Below are 20,124 nucleotides of genomic sequence, written 5' to 3' on the forward strand. Positions count from 1 at the left end.
CAATGGATTCTCAGTAACGCCTTTTTTATTCAGGCTAAAACACATTGGAGTACAGGCGGGATGAAAGCGTTAACGTTTTTCTACCCCAGATAAAACCGGGGCCATACATTGTATGGCCCCAGAAAACTTACACTAACTATTAGCGACGCAGACCCAGACGCTTGATCAGGTCAAGGTAACGATCAGCATCTTTACCTTTCAGGTAGTCCAGCAGCTTACGACGCTGGTTTACCATGCGGATCAGACCACGACGAGAGTGGTGGTCGTGCTTGTTTGCTTTAAAGTGAGACTGCAGACCTTCGATGTTAGCAGACAGCAGAGCTACCTGAACTTCTGGGGAACCAGTATCGCCTTCAGCACGTGCGAAATCTGCAACGATTGCCGCTTTTTTCTCAGCAGTTAATGCCATTTTCATATCTCCTAGAAAACATGCACACAACTCTATGAGTTGCCGGATTTAGAAAGAAACGATGTACCGAGCATGTTTTCAGTACAACGCCACATTATTGAACCTCTGTTGAGATCCAAAAAATTCTTTATTGATCAGCTTCAGTGCAGATCAGACGTTTCGGTTTAAAGCGGTTATCTACCACCTCTGCAACACCCAAGAAACGTTCTATTTCCCCTGCTGCAAACAACCGAACCATATCGCCTTCAACATATTCAGCCTGTTCAACTGACTGACCATGTAGAATCAGATCACTCTGCTTCTGATCGAGCGTAACTGCAGGCATATCTGCCACAGCGGCCCAGGCCGGCAATAATAGCTTATCCAGCTCAGTTTGTATGCTTTTTTGCTCCTCTTCCGAGGCATTTTCCGGCATTTTTTGCCTTAGCTCATCAAGCGTCATCATCTGATCAGCTTTAAATGCACCAACATCAAGTCGGTGGAGCATTTTCACATGCGCACCACAGCCTAGTAAGTGACCTAAATCTTCAACAATCGAACGGATGTAAGTACCTTTGGAACAGAATACTTCCAGATCGATTTCACCCTCACGCAGATCGGTCAGTTTGATCTCATGGATCGTGACTTTACGAGGCTTAACCTCAACCTGAATTCCCTTGCGCGCCAATTTGTACAGCGGCTGCCCCTGATGTTTCAAGGCGGAGAACATTGAGGGAACCTGTTCAATCTCACCGGTAAAATGCTCAACTAGTAGCGCTTCGATCTGCTTTGTAGCCAGACCTTCTGGAACCGGTTTTTCCTCAACGACTTCACCATCCGCATCACTTGAATCAGTACGGATACCCAGTTTTGCAGTCGTGATATAGCGTTTATCGGAATCCAGCAAGTGCTGGGAAAACTTAGTCGCTTCTCCAAGGCAAACCGGAAGCATACCTGTTGCCAGTGGATCCAAGGCGCCTGTATGACCACCTTTTGCGGCACCGTAGATACGACGAACTTGCTGCAGAGCAGAATTGGAGGAGATGCCGGTCGGTTTATTCAACAAGAATACACCGTCGACCGCCCGGCCTCGGGATTTTCTACGACGTCCCACAGTTACTTCTCTTCAGATTCGTCGTTGCTATCAGTAGACTTCTGATTTTCCTGGCGAATAGTCGCCTCAATCAGATGATGTAGATGACGTCCACGTTCTATGGTTTCGTCGAAGTGGAAACGCAGCTGCGGCATCACTCGCAACTTAACATTACGCGCCAACTCACCGCGCAGGAAACCCGCCGCGCTGTTCAGCACTTTTAGTGAATCAACAATTGCTTCGGCTTCATCTTTGCCATTCAACGGCAATACAGTGATGTAGACATCAGCAACGCCAAGATCTTTACTCACTTTGACATGGCTAACTGTAACCATGCCAAGGCGAGGATCTTTAACTTCAAACTGGATCAGCTGAGCCAACTCTCTCTGGAGCTGGTCAGCGATCCGTTGTGTACGACTATAATCGCGTGCCATATAGGTGTTCTATCGCCTTAAAGAGTACGCTGAATTTCAACAGTGTCGTAAACCTCAATCTGGTCTCCGACTTTAACATCGTTGTAGTTCTTAACGCCGATACCACACTCCATGCCCTGACGAACTTCGTTCACGTTATCCTTGAAGCGACGCAGGGATTCCAGCTCACCTTCATAGATAACAACGTTTTCACGCAGTACACGAATACGCTTGTTACGGAATACAGTACCTTCTGTAACCATACAGCCCGCAACAGCACCGATCTTAGGCGCTTTAAAGACATCACGTACTTCAGCAATACCCACGATCTCTTCACGGTATTCAGGAGATAGCAGACCGCCCATCGCCTGTTTAACATCATCGATGATGTCGTAGATAACGCTGTAGTAACGCAGTTCGATACCTTCACGTTCCAGAACCTGACGCGCCTGAGCGTCTGCACGAACGTTAAAACCAACCATCAGAGCAGAAGCTGTTACCGCCAGGTTAGCATCAGTCTCAGCGATACCACCTACACCGCCAGATACGATGTTCACTTTTACTTCGTCGGTAGACAGATCTTCCAGTGCGTGAGTCAGTGCTTCCAAGGAACCACGTACGTCTGTTTTCAGTACGATGTTGAACTGCTTAACGTCACCCGCCTGCATGTTGGCAAACAGATTTTCCAGTTTGGATTTCTGCTGACGAGCCAGTTTCACATCACGGTATTTACCCTGACGGAACAACGCAACTTCACGTGCCTTCTTCTCGTTGGATACCATGGTGAACTCATCACCGGCATTCGGTGTACCGTCCAGACCCTGAATCTCTACAGGGATCGCAGGACCAGCAGCTTCAATTGGCTTACCGTTTTCATCCAGCATGGCACGCACACGACCGTAGTGCAGACCAGCAAGTACGATATCACCTTTACGCAGAGTACCATTCTGTACCAGTACCGTTGCAACCGGACCACGACCTTTATCCAGACGGGATTCAACTACAACACCCTGACCTGGCGCATTTGGTACCGCTTCCAGCTCAAGTACTTCTGCTTGCAGTAGTACCGCATCCAGAAGCTCATCGATGCCTTGACCAGTTTTCGCAGAAACGTTTACAAACTGGTTCTCACCACCCCACTCTTCCGGGATAACTTCCAACGCAGCCAGTTCGTTCTTAACACGATCAGGATCAGCTTGTTCTTTATCAATTTTGTTAACTGCAACAACCAGAGGAACGCCCGCCGCTTTTGCGTGCTGAACCGCTTCTTCAGTCTGAGGCATTACGCCATCGTCTGCTGCAACTACCAGAATTACGATATCGGTTACGGATGCACCACGTGCACGCATTGCGGTGAACGCTGCGTGGCCCGGAGTATCCAGGAAGGTAACCATGCCGTTATCCGTATCAACGTGGTATGCACCGATGTGCTGGGTAATACCACCAGACTCACCGGAAGCAACACGTGAGGAACGAATGTAATCCAACAGGGATGTTTTACCGTGGTCTACATGACCCATTACAGTAACAACTGGGGCACGACCTTCTTTTTCACCCTGCTGAGACTGGATGCTTTCCATCAACGCTTCTTCGACTGCATTTTCCTGCATCGGCTTCGGCGTGTGGCCCATCTCTTCAACAACCAGTGTTGCTGTATCCTGATCGATTACCTGGTTAATAGTTGCCATAGCGCCCATACCAAACATAACCTTGATCACTTCAGCAGCTTTGACGTTCATCTTCTTCGCCAGATCAGCTACGGTGATACTCTCAGGGATGTTAACTTCCAATACCTGCTGAGTTGTTGGCTCTTTAAAGCCATGCTCATTTGGCTTGTTGGAGATCGGCTTACCGTTCTTACCACGGTTACGGCTGATTTTGCCGCCACGACGGTCCTGATTTCCGCCTTTCTTGCCTTTTCCGCCACGTCGATTGTTATCTGTACGACCAGCCGGCTCTTTCTTCTTAGCCTGCTCCTGAGCCTGGAAACGAGCTTCCGCCTCTTTTTCTTTCTTCTGACGACGAGCTTCTTCTTCCTCTTCGCGCTTAATCCGCGCAGCTTCTTCCGCTTCTTTCTCGCGGTTCGCAGCTTCTTCCGCTTCTTTGGCTTTCGCTTCAGCTTCTTGAGCTTCTTTTGCCTTCGCTTCTTCTGCTTCTTTAGCTGCCTGCTCTTCAGCCTGCTTCTGACGCTCTTCTTCTAGGCGTGCTTCTTCAGCCTTTTGAGCTTCCAGCGCAGCTGCTTCAGCCTGCTCGCCATCATCCATCTCAGAACGTTTCACATAAGTACGTTTCTTACGTACTTCAACGTTAACTGTCTTTTTCTTACCTGAAGCACCCGCCACTTTTAGAGTGGACGTAGTTTTACGCTTCAGGGTAATCTTTTTTGGTTCGCCATCTTCTGTGTCTTCACCGTGGCTACGCTTAAGGTGATTCAGCAGTGTCTGACGTTCTGTTTCCGAAACCTCTGCGGTTTCATTCTTACCTGAAATACCGGCTTCCTGCATCTGCTCAAGCAAACGCTCAACGGAAACACCAACCATTTCGGCAAGTTGCTTAACTGTTACTTCTGCCATTAGGGAGACTCCTCTTCCGTTAACCTTTACTCTTCAGCAAACCATGGTGCACGAGCAGTCATGATCAATGCCGCCGCTTTTTCTTCATCCAGGCCTTCAATATCCAGTAGATCATCAACAGACTGTTCTGCCAGATCTTCCATGGTAATGATGCCCTGAGCAGCCATCAGGAAGGCAAGATGTTTATCCATACCATCCATCTCCAACAGGTCATCTGCCGGTTCTGCTTTATCCAGTTTTTCTTCGCTAGCAATTGCCAGGTTCAGCAATGCATCTTTCGCACGCTTACGTAGTTCTTCAACGATATCTTCATCGAAACCGTCAATTTCCAACATCTCGTCTACAGGTACGTAGGCAACTTCTTCCAGCGTTGTGAAGCCTTCTTCAACCAGCACTTCAGCTACGTCTTCATCCACATCCAGGTGGTTGATGAAGTTATCAATAACAGAGCCAACCTCAGACTGATGTTTCTCCTGAGCATCTTCTTCTGTCATTACGTTTAGTTCCCAGCCAGTCAGCTCAGATGCCAAACGAACGTTCTGACCGCTACGGCCAATCGCCATCGCCAGGTTGTCTTCTGCTACAGCCACATCCATGGAGTGAGTTTCTTCATCCAGTACGATAGAAGCCACTTCCGCCGGAGCCATCGCATTGATCACCAGCTGCGCAGGGTTGTCGTCCCAGAGTACGATATCAACACGCTCGCCGCCCAGTTCATTGGATACTGCCTGTACACGAGAACCACGCATACCAACACATGCACCAACAGGATCGATACGACCGTCGTTAGTCTTAACCGCAATTTTCGCACGAGAACCGCAATCACGAGATGCAGCACGGATCTCAATAACTTCTTCCGAAATTTCTGGTACTTCGATACGGAACAGTTCGATCAGCATCTCGTTACAAGTACGGCTCATTACCAACTGAGGGCCACGGCCTTCGGAGCGAACTTCCAGCAGGATCGCACGTACGCGATCACCCATGCGGAACGCTTCACGCTGGATCAACTGATCACGTGGTAGCAATGCTTCAGCATTGTTACCCAGATCTACAATAATGTTATCGCGTGTAACTTTCTTCACACTGCCAGAGATCAATTCACCCTGACGATCGCGATACTGTTCAACGACTTTAGCGCGCTCAGCTTCACGTACTTTCTGTACGATTACCTGTTTTGCAGTCTGCGCTGCAATACGACCGAACTTAACTGACTCAACCTGCTCTTCGTGGATATCACCAGGCTGCAGCGCTTTATCAATCTCTTCCGCCTCTTCCATAGTCAGCTCAGTACCCAGTGCTGGCACTTCCTCGTTGCTCACTACCAACCAGCGACGGAATGTTTCGTAGTCACCGCTTGTGCGGTCGATATCTACACGGATATCCGCTTCTTCGTCGTAACGTTTCTTAGTTGCCGTAGCCAGCGCAACCTCAATCGCTTCGAAAATAACTTCTTTCGGAACATCTTTCTCGTTAGAAACGGCTTCCGCTACCAACAGAATCTCTTTATTCATTCTTCTGCCTCGCCCAAGACCTCTAATCCACGTTTAGAACTGTGGGATGATATTTGCACGATCGATATACTCGATCGGCAACATATATTCTTCGTTATCGACCACAACAAGTACGTCGTCACCTTCAACACCATTCAGAACACCTTTGAACTTACGGCGGCCTTCAAAAGCCACACGTAGGCGAACCTGAATTTGAGAGCCTGCATAAGCCGCAAACTGCTCCAACGTGAAAAGCGGACGATCCATACCCGGTGAGGACACCTCCAGGGTGTAGTTACCTGCAATTGGATCTTCTACATCCATAATACCGCTGACCTGATGACTGACCTTTGCGCAATCATCTACGCTAATACCATTCTCAGAGTCGATATACACCCGAAGGGTGCTGTGTTTTCCCTGTGAGAGAAACTCAATACCCCAGAGTTCAACCCCCAGTGCAGTAACTGCTGGCTCTATCAACTCTTGTAAAAGTTTCATTTTCGCTGACACGAATATCTCACCTGCAATAACACATGACACAAAACCCTTATTAAACAATAAGTTAAATCTTGCACCACAAATTTCAAAGACAAAAAATGGGTCCTATGACCCATTCCCGATACGTAGCACACTCGATTGAGCAACACTACATTTCACCTACGAAAAAGCCCCTTAATAGGGGCCTTACGTATAAATAAGGTTGGTAGCGGGGGCTGGATTTGAACCAACGACCTTCGGGTTATGAGCCCGACGAGCTACCAAGCTGCTCCACCCCGCACCAAAGAGTCTCTGTTCCCAATAACAATCACTGGGCTCAAACACCGAAGGTCGAGACTCCCTTCGGCTCTTGCGGCTTTGGGAGCCCGATAACCACCAAGCTGCCCACCCGCATCAAACTTTTTCTCTGCCCAGAAATCTTAAATCTGGACCAATCCGCCGATTAAAAGCTCAAGATACATATAAACTTTCAACCCGCTAAAAAACTGGTGCGTATTGTATATGCACCGCTGTTTTTTTTCAAGATTAATGGTGCCCAAGGCCGGACTTGAACCGGCACGGCCTGACGGCCACTACCCCCTCAAGATAGCGTGTCTACCAATTCCACCACTTGGGCAACAAACTTTTACGAACTATCAGTTAGCTTGAGGAATATCCGACTCAGCTGGAGCTTCTGCACCTGCTGGCTTAGACCCTTCCAATGCTGGCAACTGTGGTTCCTGAGCCGCAGCTGCATCTGCAGCAGCCTTGCTTTCAATAACCTCAGCAGAAGGGATGCCTGCATCACCGATAGATTCAGCTTTATTTTTAGCGTATACAGCCAAAACAAAGCTGGTTGCAAAGATGCCTGCAGCTACAACCGCTGTCATACGGGACAGAAAGTTGCCGCTACCCGTACTACCAAATACGGTTTGTGAAGCACCAGCGCCGAAAGAAGCACCGGCCTCTGCACCTTTACCCTGTTGCAGTAGAATCAGTGCAATTACAGCCACTGCTAGCAACACGTGTACAATAAGAATTACTGTTTCCATCTCAGAACCGTCAGTTTATGCACCTGCCGCTTGGCAGATAGCAACAAAATCATTAGCTTTAAGTGAGGCGCCACCAACAAGGCCACCGTCTACATCTTCGTTTGCGAACAGCTCAGCCGCATTACCAGCATTAACACTGCCGCCATACAGAATACGGATCTTAGCAGCCGTACCTGCATCACTCTGCGCAATCATCTCACGGATTGCTGCATGAACTTCCTGAGCCTGCTCCGGTGTAGCTGTTTTACCAGTACCAATAGCCCAAACCGGCTCGTACGCAATAACTGCATCAGCAAACGCCTCAATGCCTGCCGCTTCAACTACTGCACGGATCTGACGACCCACAACTTCAAGTGTCTGATCTGCCTCACGCTCTGCGAGCGTTTCACCTACACAGAGAATAGGCTTCAAGCCTGTTTCAACTGTTGCAATAAACTTCTGCGCAACCAGTTCATCTGTTTCAGCATAAATACTACGACGCTCAGAATGACCTAGAATGACATATTCACATCCAAGGTCCTGCAGCATCGACAGAGAAATTTCACCGGTAAAAGCGCCGTTTTTCTGTTCGCTGACATTCTGTGCACCTAGTGCAATAACAGAACCTTCAGTCTGCACTTTAACCTGGGAAAGGTATACCGACGGCGGACAAACAAGAACCTCAACACCAGAAGCAGGAACATCTGTTTTAAGACCGGTCATCAGTTCACTGATGAAACCTGAGTCCCCATTCATCTTCCAGTTACCGGCTACTAAAGCTGTGCGCATTAGGATACCCCCATTTCAAGAGGCGCAAATATTAACTGGCTTATACTGAAGTTTCAAGCGCGAGCAGGGCTTTTTCAACATCCCCCGCTAACTGCTGGCATAGCTTATCCACTTCAGCAGCATCCTCACCTTCGATCATAACTCGTACAACAGGTTCTGTACCTGACGGACGAAGCAGAACACGACCTCGATCACCCAGTGTTGCTTCAGTTGCTGCCACGGCCTGCTCGATAGCCTCTACTCCATCAATGCTGACCTTATTTTCCATACGCACATTGATCATCGTCTGCGGCATTTTTGTCATACCATGACGCAATTCGCTCAATGTGTTTCCTGTTTCTATAATCGCTTTCAGGACTTGTAGTGCCGCGACCGTTCCATCGCCTGTTGTCGTCAGATGACGGCAGACTATATGACCTGAGCTCTCTCCACCCAGCAACCAATCATGCTTGTACAGCCGCTCCATCACATAACGATCGCCAACATTCGCCCGCGTAAAAGGAATACCCTCACGCACAAACGCTTGCTCAAGCCCAAAGTTAGACATCAAAGTACCAACTACTCCACCTTTGAAGCTATCTTCACGGCGCATCTGGGCGGCAATGATATACAACAGCTCATCACCATCAACCTGTTCACCCAGATGATCAACCATAATGACTCGGTCACCATCACCATCAAGAGCTATCCCCAAATCAGCAGCTTCCGCTGTTACTACCTTTTGCAGTCGCTGCGTTGCAGTCGCTCCACACTCTTCATTGATATTCAGACCATCAGGAGACGATGCAATCTCCACGACAGTAGCACCCAATTCAGAGAATACCGCCGGGGCCACATGGTAGGTAGCACCGTTGGCACAATCCAGAACGATCTTAAGTCCCTTAAGACTGATACCACCCGCAGTTGCTTTACAGAATTCAATATAACGGCCTGCAGCATCATCAATACGTTTCGCCTTACCCAGCTCAGCAGAGTCAACCGTTGTCATAGCGATATCCATCTGCGCTTCTATCGCCTGTTCAATCTCATCCGGCAATTTGGTCCCCTGAGATGAGAAAAACTTAATACCATTATCAAAAAATGGATTATGCGATGCACTGATTACAATTCCGGCATCGGCTCTGAAAGTACGCGCTAAATAAGCAATTGCCGGCGTAGGCATTGGACCTGTTAGCAGCACATCAACACCGGCAGCAGACAAACCTGCTTCCAGTGCTGACTCAAACATATAACCAGATATACGAGTATCTTTACCGATAAGAATCTTACTATGACCTTCACGGGCGAATACCTTACCCGCAGCCCAACCCAGTTTAAGCACAAAATCCGGTGTTATCGGAAACTGACCAACACGACCACGGATACCATCAGTTCCAAAATATCTTTTCGCCATAACTATTATTACCTAAACCTCTTGTGACTCAGCCATGACCGCACGGGTCATTTTAACCACATCCACCGTTTCAGCCACATCATGAACCCGTATTATCTCAGCCCCTTGCATTACCGCAACAGCTACTGTCGCCAGACTACCGGGCAAACGTTGATCTACCTCACGTCCTAATACTGCACCAATCATAGATTTTCTTGATGTACCGATTAGAAGCGGTAACCCCTGCTTTTTCAGACGCTGTAGATTGTTCAGCAAACGCAGATTGTGCTCAACCGTTTTGCCAAACCCAAACCCCGGGTCCAAAATCAGACGTTCTTTTGTGATACCCGCTTTCTCGCAGTCACTTATCCGCTGCAGAAGAAAATCCTCAACATCATCCAGAACATCCTCATATACCGGTCGATCCTGCATCGTAGCCGGGCTACCCTGCATATGCATCAGACAAACTGGTAATTGAGTTGCGGCAGCTGCTTTTAAAGCCCCTTCACGCCCTAAAGCACGAACATCATTGATCAACCCTGCCCCTAAAGCAGCTGATTGAGTCATCACTTCTGGACTACTGGTATCAACAGAGATAACCACTTCAAGCTCTGCTGCGATCCGCTCAACCACAGGCAACACCCGATCCATCTCTTCCTGAAGACTCACTGCCACAGCACCTGGGCGGGTTGATTCTCCTCCGATATCTAGAATAGTTGCGCCATCAGCCAGCATTTTTTCTGCTCGATGGAGAACTTTATCTAACAGAAGCCCTTCCCCTGAATACAAGTTTCCACCATCGGAAAACGAGTCAGGCGTAACATTCAGGATGCCCATCACATGAGTTTTCGAAAGGTCCAGTTGATACTGCCCACAGTTCAAAATACGCATAGTTCTTACTTTTCTATTTGCATTAAAAAAGGCCGGCTTCTTTCGAGCCAGCCTTTTTAGAATCAGCTAACAATCAGTGAACATTGTTATCTGGAGAATGAGGTACATCAGGATCTACACCCTTATCCCCCTGCTCATCAGAACCGGTATCTAGTGTAGTTTGATCATCCTGCTCTTCAGCTGTAGTTTGGGTATCAGCTTCCTGAGTAGCAGTTCCCTGATCATCACCTTTGTCATCATCTTCCACCCAGCCGTCAGGAGCCGACACCGCCTCACGGTTCATCAACTGATCAATCTGCTTGCTGTCAATGGTTTCATACTTCATCAGCGCCTGACACATGGTTTCCAAAATATCGCGGTTATCCACCAGAATCTGCTCTGCTTTCTTATAGCACTCATCGATGATTCGGCGAGTTTCACTGTCTATACGACGCTGAGTCTCTTCCGCCAGAGGTTTAGCACCCTGACCGTAACCACGGTTAAATGGATCAGACTCCTCTTCATCGTACAGCAACGGACCAAGCTCATCGGTTAAACCCCACTTCGCCACCATATTTCGGGCAAAGGAAGTTGCTCGCTGAATATCGTTCGATGCTCCCGTCGTTACACCTTCTTTACCCAATGTCATCTCTTCCGCAATACGACCACCGTACAGGGAACAGATATTAGACAGAATTGACTGACGGCTATGGCTGTAACGATCTTCCTCAGGCAGGAACATGGTCACACCCAGAGCTCTACCACGAGGAATAATGGAAACTTTATAAACAGGGTCATGTTCAGGCATCAGACGGCCCACAATAGCGTGTCCCGCTTCATGGTATGCAGTATTCAGACGCTCTTTCTCAGACATCACCATGGACTTACGCTCAGCACCCATCATGATTTTGTCTTTCGCTTGTTCGAACTGAACCATACCCACTGTGCGCTTGTTAGCTCGAGCCGCAAACAGGGCCGCCTCATTAACCAGGTTTGCCAGGTCCGCACCAGAGAATCCCGGTGTACCACGTGCAATCAGGTCAGGCTTCACATCTTCACCTAACGGCACTTTACGCATGTGAACTTTAAGAATTTTTTCACGGCCTAGAATATCCGGTAGACCAACATGAACCTGACGATCAAAACGACCTGGACGTAGTAGCGCAGGATCAAGAACATCAGGACGGTTAGTTGCAGCGATAACGATAATGCCTTCGTTACCTTCAAAACCATCCATCTCAACCAGCAGCTGGTTCAATGTTTGCTCACGCTCATCGTTACCGCCGCCCATACCAACACCACGGTGACGACCTACCGCATCAATCTCATCGATAAAGATGATACAAGGAGCATTTTTCTTAGCCTGATCAAACATATCACGGACACGGGAGGCACCCACACCCACAAACATCTCTACAAAGTCAGAACCAGAAATACTAAAGAAAGGAACCTTAGCTTCGCCTGCAATCGCTTTTGCTAACAGAGTTTTACCCGTACCCGGGCTACCCGCCATCAAAACACCACGCGGGATATGTCCACCCAGACGCTGGAATTTACCCGGATCACGTAGAAAATCTACCAATTCACGAACATCTTCCTTCGCCTCTTCAACACCGGCAACATCATCAAAAGTAGTTTTGATCTGATCTTCGCTCATCATACGTGCTTTGGATTTACCAAAGGACATAGGGCCGCCTTTTCCACCGCCGCCCTGCATCTGGCGCATGAAGAACATAAACACAGCGATAATGACCAGAATCGGGAAGGAAGCAACTAACAGCTGAGTCCAGATGCTCTGCTGTTCAGGCTGCTTACCTTCAATAATCACATCATGGCTGATCAGATCATCAACCAGCTTAGGATCCTGAAGCGCAGGGCGAATCGTCTCAAACATCTCGCCATTACTACGCTGACCCTGAATAGTGTATCCATCGATAACTACTTTACTAACTCGATCAGCCTGAACCTCAGCCACAAAGTCGGAGTAGCTCAGACGTCGTGATTCTGTAGTTTCATTAAAATTGTTAAATACTGTCAGCAATACCGCTGCGATCACTAGCCAAAGAACTAGATTTTTCGCCATATCATTCAATGGAATACCCTCAATTTGCTGATTTTGCTCAGCTCTGAATTATCAGACGCTAAACACTATACTATGCGGCCCCTATTGACCACTAATAACAGGTAGAACCTAGCCCTTAAAACCTTTACCGAGCAGGTATACCTCACGTGAACGCGCACGGGATGAATCCGGCTTACGCGTTACCACCTTGTTAAAACTTGTACGCATATCTTGCAGATATTGATCAAAACCTTCTCCTTGGAATACTTTTGCCACAAAGTTTCCGCCAGGTTTAAGCACTCCCCGCGCCATATCCAGCGCCAATTCGACCAGATACATGGCTGCTGGCTGATCAACTGCAGACATACCACTCATATTGGGGGCCATATCTGAAATTACAAGGTCTGCCGGCTCATCACCTAACGCACGCAGGATTTCGTGCAACACTTCCTCTTCGGTGAAATCACCCTGAACAAACTCAACACCCGCCATGCTATCCATTGGCAGGATGTCAGATGCGACCACTCGCCCGTTATCTCCCACTCGCTCAGCTGCAATCTGTGACCAGCCACCTGGGGCGGCCCCGAGATCAACAACCGTCATTCCGGGTTTAAACAACTTGTCCTTCTCATCCAGCTCAATCAGTTTAAAGCTCGCGCGCGAACGATAACCCAGCTCTTTTGATTTTTTCACCCAGTGATCATCAAAATGTTCTTTTAACCAGCGCTCACTGCTTGTTGATTTAGCCACTTAAGATTGCTCTCTCGATAAAATGAGCCGATGCTACTCAGTAGCACACAACTCAGGTAAAATTAGGACCTGATGAATTTACTGTTGTTCATTTTTTATATGAACACAACTAAACGTTGAGGCGACGTATTTTAATATGAGCTTGAGTCCTGAGCAAAAGAAGCATTACCGTACACTAGGCCACAAACTAAACCCTATAGTAACTGTAGCAGGTAAAGGCCTGACCGAGACAATTCAGCTCGAGGTAGATCGTGCCCTGGAAGACCACGAACTTATCAAAGTTAAGTTTGCAGTTGGCGACCGTGATGTTAAAAAACAACTGATTCGTGAACTGTGCGAGATTGTTGAGGCCGAGATCGTTCAGGAGATTGGTCATATCGCTCTGATCTACCGCAGAGCACTGGAACCGAATCCAAAACTATCTAACCTGTTACGCTAAACTCAGTTTAGATTTGCAGACACAAAAAAGGGTGCCATCGGCACCCTTTTTAATATCTGAAAATCAGATGTGAGCCACTTCATCGATCTCATATTCAGTAGCACCACCTGGTGTCTGAATATTCACGATATCACCTTCCTCTTTACCCACAAGACCACGGGCAATAGGCGAATTAACAGAGATTTTATTCACTTTGATATCTGCCTCATCATCACCCACGATCTGATAAGTTTTTTCCTCATCAGTATCCAGATTGATGATGGTCACTGTAGTACCGAAAATAACCTTCCCTGAATGAGGGATAGTAGTCACATCGATCACCTGACAGTTAGACAGCTTACCTTCAAGCTCCTGAATACGACCTTCAATAAAACCCTGCTGCTCCCGCGCAGCGTGGTATTCAGCATTCTCTTTCAGGTCGCCGTGTTCACGCGCTTCTGCAATATCAGCAATAACGCGTGGACGGTCTACAGTTTTCAGCTGATCCAGCTCTTCACGCAGAGCTTTCTCACCCGCTGCAGTCATAGGTACTCGATTCACGCTTAAGCTCCTATATCCTGTACGCGGCGAACTTCTTTCTCTTCACCGTACTGCAACGCCATAGTGATCGCTTCAGCACCGGCCAGTGTCGTTGTATACGGCACTTTGTGCTGCAGAGCGCTACGACGGATATCTGCAGAGTCCTCAATCGCTTTACGGCCTTCAGTAGTGTTAACGATGTAGGCGATCTCATCATTTTTGATCATATCCACGATATTTGGACGACCTTCCATCACCTTGTTAACCACTTCAACTTCCAGGCCCTGCTCAGCCATCAGCTTAGCAGTACCACGAGTAGCTACCAGAGAGAAGCCCAGCTCAGCCAGATCTTTTGCGATCTGCATTGAGTTCTCTTTATCAACTTCACGTACAGAGATGAATGCTTTGCCTGCTTTCGGCATAGTTTCGCCGGCACCAATCTGCGCCTTCATGAACGCTTCACCGAAGGTAGCACCAACACCCATTACCTCACCTGTAGATTTCATCTCAGGAGAAAGGATCGGGTCAACACCCTGGAACTTGTTGAATGGGAAAACAGCTTCCTTAACATTGAACAGCTCAGGAACAATCTCTTTAGTGAAGCCCAGCTCCTGCAGAGATTTGCCCGTCATTACTTGCGCGCCAATTTTCGCCAGAGAAACACCGATACACTTGGATACGAACGGCACTGTACGTGAAGCACGAGGGTTAACCTCGATCACGTAGATTTCGCCGTCCTGGTATGCCAGCTGAGTATTCATCAGACCAACAACACCCAGCTCCAGCGCCATCTTGCGAACCATTTCGCGCATTTCATCCTGTACATCTGCAGGCAGACTGTAAGGAGGGAATGAACATGCAGAGTCACCGGAGTGAACACCCGCCTGCTCGATATGCTGCATGATTGCGCCGATAACAACATCTTTACCGTCACAAACCGCATCGATATCTACTTCTACCGCAGCATTCAGGAAGTGATCCAGCAGCACTGGCGCATCGTTAGATACCTGTACAGCAGTATTCATATAGCGACGCAGTTCGTCTTCTTTGTAAACGATCTCCATCGCGCGACCACCCAATACATAAGATGGACGAACAACCAATGGATAACCCAGTTTGTCAGCTTCGATAACCGCTTCTTCCAGAGAACGTACAGTCGCGTTTTCTGGCTGTTTCAGGCCCAGACGCTTCAGCATTTTCTGGAACAATTCACGGTCTTCCGCACGGTCAATCGCTTCTGGTGAAGTACCTATGATTGGCACGCCAGCCTGCTCAAGAGCAACCGCCAGTTTCAACGGAGTCTGACCACCGTACTGAACGATCACACCTTTAGGTTTCTCTACGTGTACGATCTCAAGTACATCTTCCAAAGTGATCGGTTCGAAGAACAGACGATCGGAGGTATCGTAATCTGTAGAAACAGTTTCAGGGTTACAGTTAACCATGATCGTTTCAAAACCATCATCACGCGCTGCAAGAGCTGCGTGTACACAGCAATAGTCAAACTCGATACCCTGACCGATACGGTTTGGACCACCACCGATAACCATGATTTTCTCACGGTCAGATGGGTTTGCTTCACACTCTTCTTCATAAGAGGAGTACATGTAAGCTGTATCAGAAGCAAATTCAGCCGCACAAGTATCAACACGCTTGTACACTGGACGCACTTCAAGGTTGTGACGATGCTTGCGGAACTGTTTCTCAGATACACCCAGCAATGTTGCCAGACGCTCATCGGAGAAACCTTTACGCTTCAGACGGAACACAGCATCTTTATCCAGATCAGACATCGCCATCTCTGATACACGCTGCTCATCTTTGATGATGTCTTCAACCTGAACCAGGAACCATGGATCGATGCCGCTGATTTCATACAGCTCTTCAACACTCATACCCATGCGGAACGCATCGCCCAGATACCAGATACGCTCAGCACCTGGTTCTTTCATTTCACGAACGATCGTAGAACGCGCATCTTCGCTTTCGATATCAATGATTGGGTCGAAGCCAGTTGCTCCAACTTCCAGACCACGTAGAGCTTTCTGCAGAGATTCCTGCTGAGTACGGCCAATCGCCATTACTTCACCAACAGACTTCATCTGAGTCGTCAGACGATCATTTGCCTGAGGGAATTTCTCGAAAGTGAAACGAGGAATCTTAGTTACAACGTAGTCAATAGAAGGCTCGAACGAAGCCGGTGTAGCACCACCTGTAATATCGTTCTGTAGCTCATCAAGTGTGTAACCAATCGCAAGTTTCGCCGCAACTTTTGCAATTGGGAAACCAGTCGCTTTAGATGCCAGTGCAGAAGAACGGGATACACGTGGGTTCATCTCGATAACAACCATACGGCCATCTTTCGGATTAACACCAAACTGTACGTTAGAACCACCCGTTTCTACACCGATCTCACGCAGTACCGCCAGAGAGGCGTTACGCATCAGCTGATATTCTTTATCTGTCAGAGTCTGTGCAGGTGCAACCGTAATGGAGTCACCCGTGTGGACACCCATCGCATCGAAGTTTTCGATCGCACAAACGATGATGCAGTTGTCGTTCTTATCACGAACAACTTCCATCTCGTATTCTTTCCAGCCGATCAAAGACTCGTCGATCAACAACTCAGTCGTTGGCGACAGATCCAGACCACGCTCACAGATCTCGATGAACTCTTCTTTGTTATACGCGATACCACCACCGGTACCACCCATAGTGAAAGAAGGACGGATAATGCATGGAAAGCCAAGCTGCGCCTGTACCTGCAGTGCTTCTTCCATGCTGTGCGCAATCGCTGCACGCGGACATTCCAGACCGATCGCTTTCATCGCTTTATCGAAGCGGTCACGATCTTCAGCCTTGTCGATAGTATCAGCGTTCGCGCCGATCATCTCAACACCGTACTTTTCCAGAACGCCTTCACGTTCCAGGTCCAAAGCACAGTTCAATGCAGTCTGACCACCCATAGTTGGCAGCAGCGCATCAGGCTTCTCTTTAGCAATAATCTTTTCAACAGTTTTCCAGTTGATCGGCTCAATGTAAGTAGAGTCCGCCATTGCTGGATCGGTCATAATGGTCGCAGGGTTAGAGTTAACCAGAATGACGCGGTAACCTTCTTCACGCAGTGCTTTACAAGCCTGTGCGCCAGAATAGTCAAATTCACATGCCTGACCGATAACAATCGGGCCAGCACCAAGAATCAAAATACTTTTTAAGTCCGTACGTTTTGGCATCGGTAATAAACCAGTCGTATCAGTTAATAACTGCGGCAGGCGGCTAATTCACACCTGCCTTATATCGTTTCATAAGCCTGCAAACGCAGGCGAAGCAGCGATTAAGCTTTTGCTGCTTTCATATCCGCGATGAAGCGGTCAAACAGAGGTGCCACATCATGTGGACCAGGGCTTGCTTCAGGGTGACCCTGGAAGCTGAATGCCGCACGGTCTGTACGTTCAATACCCTGCAAAGAGCCATCAAAAAGTGACTTATGCGTTGCACGAACATTCTCTGGCAGAGCATCTTCATCAACAGCAAAACCGTGGTTCTGAGAGGTAATCATTACCTGCTTACCATCCAGATCCTGTACCGGGTGGTTAGCACCGTGATGACCGAATTTCATTTTTACGGTCTTCGCACCGGATGCAAGCGCCAGCAACTGATGACCCAGACAGATACCAAATACTGGCAGATCCGTTTTGCAGATCTCCTGAATAGCGGCGATCGCGTAATCACATGGCTCTGGATCACCCGGTCCATTCGATAGGAAAACACCATCAGGATTCATTGCCAGAACTTCAGATGCTGGAGTTTTAGCTGGTACAACTGTCAGACGGCAACCACGTTCAACCAGCATACGCAGGATGTTGCGTTTAACACCGTAATCATACGCAACTACATGAAACTCCTGAGAGTCAGCATCTTTATCAGAATGACCTTCGCCCAGTTTCCAAGTTGAAGAGTTCCACTGATACGTCTCTTCAGTTGTCACAACCTGAGCCAGATCCATACCTTTCAAGCCTGGGAAAGATTTCGCTTCAGCCAGTGCTTTCTCTTCATCAATATCGCCGGCCATAATGCAGCCGTTCAGAGAACCCTTTTCACGAAGCAAACGGGTCAGACGTCGCGTATCAATATCCGCGATACCTACGATATTGTTGTCTTTCAGGTAATCATCAAGATTTTTTTCGTTACGGAAATTACTCGCAACAAGTGGTAAGTCACGGATAACTAAACCGGCAACCCAATTACGAGAAGACTCTTCATCCTCAGTATTAGTACCAGTATTACCAATATGTGGATAAGTAAGAGTGACAATCTGACGACAATAAGATGGATCCGTCAGAATTTCCTGATAACCCGTCATAGAGGTGTTAAATACAACCTCGCCGCTAGACAGACCGTCAGCGCCAATGGCTACGCCCTTGAAAATACTACCGTCTTCAAGTGCAAGAATGGCTGGTCTCGCCAATTGAACCTCCCCGCGATAAAAGCGCGACTACAGAATATAGAAACGATACGTGCAAAAAAGCGAGGCAAAACCTAAAGTTAACCTCGCTTTTTTGTTTTAGAAACCTGTGTATAAAGTTTGCCCTAGGCAAACCGGCTGTATTCTATGCCAAAACAGCTTTTCTGTCCATTACGCATCAGCGAAAAGAATCCTTTGATGAATGTTCATTCACACAAATGACACATTGCTGTAGTAAAAACCCCGCAATGAATCAACAGGGGGCTACTAGCCCTAATAATCATCAAGGTAAAACATGAAAATTTCCGCCATAACCCGTATTGCCAGCGCGGTATTAGCTCTTATTGTAGCTTTACTTGCTGTCGCAATTTTCTGGTCACTGGAGCGACTAGATACCGCGTTTAAAATGAAGGATAACTATCATGGCTATATTGAAGAGCTGTACCTCAACCTTGAAAAGCCGGTAACAATCTATCTGATGACCGGCAACGCAACCGTGCTTACCACTATAGAGAAGAACATTGATCATTTAGCTAGCGGTACACAGCAAAAACTTCCGACAGAAATACAGCAAGATGTTTTAGCTCAGTTAAAAGAGATCAAAACCCGCACTCTTACCGAGTTACGTGCAGCAGGAAAACTTGCCCAACCAGAAGTTTTACTTATTCATAACGAAAGAGAACTCAACGATGCAATCAGCTCAGTAAAGGAATATGCGGACAAGGCCAATTTCGATCAGGCCGAACTCAAAAGCAGTTACCTTAACCTCCTTATGGAGGTTCAGATGAACACACTCTCTTTAAGCCATAACCGCCAGAGCTATTTCAAAACAGGCCAGGAAGAAAGCATCCAACAAATAGAATTCATTCTTCAACGCTTACAACAAGAAGCCGAAGAACTTAATAAACTTGAGCGCTTAGGCATCTACAAAGAACAAGAAGAAGACGACCTATCTGCACTGCTAGGCATCGCAGCAGAGGAAGAGAGTTCTGAACAAGAAGAGATAGGCGATGAGCCACTTGCCACCATCAAAGATCTGGTAAATCGCTATCCAAAAGAGCTGGAAAATGCCAGAAAGTTTAGTCAGCAAAAAAAATCATCTAGCGTAAAGGCACAACAGGATGTAGAAAACCTGGAACATGCGGTGTCTGATATTTCGACAATGATTTCTGAGCGTTACCAGGAGATCAGATATTCAGTCTACGTAATGATGGCTGTCTGTATAGCCCTCATCATTGCAACAGGCATTTCAATGAATTATTTACTGAGAAAACTAGGTCAGATCCTCATCCAAACTACGGCATATATTGACCAACTCTCTCACGGACAGTTTAGCGGTAATATCAATATCAGCTCACGACTATCAGAAGTACAGACACTCCATTTATCA

Annotated in this window: 17 protein-coding genes and 2 tRNA genes; 2 read left to right on the top strand and 17 right to left on the bottom strand. The window is 47.6% G+C overall.

Annotation, left to right across the window (positions count from 1 at the left end; translation table 11 throughout):
- Positions 1–139: 139 nt before the first annotated feature.
- The 14 genes from rpsO to rlmE all read right to left on the bottom strand — a co-directional run bounded on the left by rpsO (position 140) and on the right by rlmE (position 13,311).
- Positions 140–409: a 30S ribosomal protein S15 gene (gene rpsO / locus GY843_RS14795; RefSeq protein ID WP_297310710.1), complete on the bottom strand. Its 270-nt coding sequence runs from the start codon at positions 407–409 to the stop codon at positions 140–142.
- 127 nt (positions 410–536) lie between these two features.
- A complete protein-coding gene (truB, locus tag GY843_RS14800; RefSeq protein ID WP_297310711.1) occupies positions 537–1,502 on the bottom strand; it encodes a tRNA pseudouridine(55) synthase TruB in 966 nt (321 codons plus the stop codon).
- 2 nt (positions 1,503–1,504) lie between these two features.
- On the bottom strand, positions 1,505–1,915 hold the full coding sequence (rbfA, locus tag GY843_RS14805; protein ID WP_297310712.1) for a 30S ribosome-binding factor RbfA: 411 nt from the start codon (positions 1,913–1,915) through the stop codon (positions 1,505–1,507).
- A 17-nt stretch (positions 1,916–1,932) separates the two neighbouring features.
- Positions 1,933–4,467, bottom strand: a complete 2,535-nt coding sequence (gene infB / locus GY843_RS14810) for a translation initiation factor IF-2 (RefSeq protein WP_297310713.1) — start codon at positions 4,465–4,467, stop codon at positions 1,933–1,935.
- A 26-nt stretch (positions 4,468–4,493) separates the two neighbouring features.
- On the bottom strand, positions 4,494–5,981 hold the full coding sequence (nusA, locus tag GY843_RS14815) for a transcription termination factor NusA (protein ID WP_297310714.1): 1,488 nt from the start codon (positions 5,979–5,981) through the stop codon (positions 4,494–4,496).
- A 33-nt stretch (positions 5,982–6,014) separates the two neighbouring features.
- Positions 6,015–6,470 (bottom strand): ribosome maturation factor RimP, encoded by a 456-nt coding sequence (rimP, locus tag GY843_RS14820; RefSeq protein ID WP_297310715.1) that lies wholly within the window; start codon positions 6,468–6,470, stop codon positions 6,015–6,017.
- 191 nt (positions 6,471–6,661) lie between these two features.
- Positions 6,662–6,738: transfer RNA gene (locus GY843_RS14825), tRNA-Met, on the bottom strand.
- A gap of 249 nt (positions 6,739–6,987) precedes the next feature.
- A tRNA-Leu gene (locus GY843_RS14830) sits at positions 6,988–7,074 on the bottom strand.
- Positions 7,075–7,093: 19 nt separating this feature from the next.
- On the bottom strand, positions 7,094–7,489 hold the full coding sequence (gene secG / locus GY843_RS14835) for a preprotein translocase subunit SecG (protein WP_297310716.1): 396 nt from the start codon (positions 7,487–7,489) through the stop codon (positions 7,094–7,096).
- Positions 7,490–7,504: 15 nt separating this feature from the next.
- Positions 7,505–8,257 (bottom strand): triose-phosphate isomerase, encoded by a 753-nt coding sequence (gene tpiA, locus GY843_RS14840; protein ID WP_297310717.1) that lies wholly within the window; start codon positions 8,255–8,257, stop codon positions 7,505–7,507.
- A gap of 40 nt (positions 8,258–8,297) precedes the next feature.
- A complete protein-coding gene (glmM, locus tag GY843_RS14845; RefSeq protein WP_297310718.1) occupies positions 8,298–9,650 on the bottom strand; it encodes a phosphoglucosamine mutase in 1,353 nt (450 codons plus the stop codon).
- A gap of 12 nt (positions 9,651–9,662) precedes the next feature.
- A complete protein-coding gene (folP, locus tag GY843_RS14850; RefSeq protein WP_297310719.1) occupies positions 9,663–10,520 on the bottom strand; it encodes a dihydropteroate synthase in 858 nt (285 codons plus the stop codon).
- 73 nt (positions 10,521–10,593) lie between these two features.
- Positions 10,594–12,582, bottom strand: a complete 1,989-nt coding sequence (ftsH, locus tag GY843_RS14855) for an ATP-dependent zinc metalloprotease FtsH (RefSeq protein WP_297310720.1) — start codon at positions 12,580–12,582, stop codon at positions 10,594–10,596.
- A gap of 108 nt (positions 12,583–12,690) precedes the next feature.
- Entirely contained in the window at positions 12,691–13,311 is a 621-nt protein-coding gene (gene rlmE, locus GY843_RS14860) for a 23S rRNA (uridine(2552)-2'-O)-methyltransferase RlmE (protein WP_297310721.1), read from the bottom strand.
- 136 nt (positions 13,312–13,447) lie between these two features.
- On the opposite strand from rlmE, the gene GY843_RS14865 reads away from it, so the two are divergent.
- Positions 13,448–13,750: a YhbY family RNA-binding protein gene (locus GY843_RS14865; RefSeq protein WP_297310722.1), complete on the top strand. Its 303-nt coding sequence runs from the start codon at positions 13,448–13,450 to the stop codon at positions 13,748–13,750.
- A 63-nt stretch (positions 13,751–13,813) separates the two neighbouring features.
- Here the strand turns inward: GY843_RS14865 and greA are convergent, their stop codons facing one another.
- The 3 genes from greA to carA form a co-directional block, all read right to left on the bottom strand.
- A complete protein-coding gene (gene greA / locus GY843_RS14870) occupies positions 13,814–14,290 on the bottom strand; it encodes a transcription elongation factor GreA (protein WP_297310723.1) in 477 nt (158 codons plus the stop codon).
- A gap of 2 nt (positions 14,291–14,292) precedes the next feature.
- Positions 14,293–17,502 carry a carbamoyl-phosphate synthase large subunit gene (gene carB / locus GY843_RS14875; RefSeq protein WP_297310724.1) on the bottom strand — a complete coding sequence of 1,070 codons (3,210 nt, stop codon included), beginning with the start codon at positions 17,500–17,502 and terminating at the stop codon, positions 14,293–14,295.
- A 101-nt stretch (positions 17,503–17,603) separates the two neighbouring features.
- Positions 17,604–18,737: a glutamine-hydrolyzing carbamoyl-phosphate synthase small subunit gene (carA, locus tag GY843_RS14880; protein ID WP_297310725.1), complete on the bottom strand. Its 1,134-nt coding sequence runs from the start codon at positions 18,735–18,737 to the stop codon at positions 17,604–17,606.
- A gap of 292 nt (positions 18,738–19,029) precedes the next feature.
- On the opposite strand from carA, the gene GY843_RS14885 reads away from it, so the two are divergent.
- A partial coding sequence (locus GY843_RS14885; protein WP_297310726.1) for a hypothetical protein occupies positions 19,030–20,124 on the top strand: 1,095 nt, incomplete at its 3' end.

This window comes from Neptuniibacter sp. (assembly GCF_024231755.1).
Classification (GTDB): Bacteria; Pseudomonadota; Gammaproteobacteria; order Pseudomonadales; family Balneatricaceae; genus Neptuniibacter.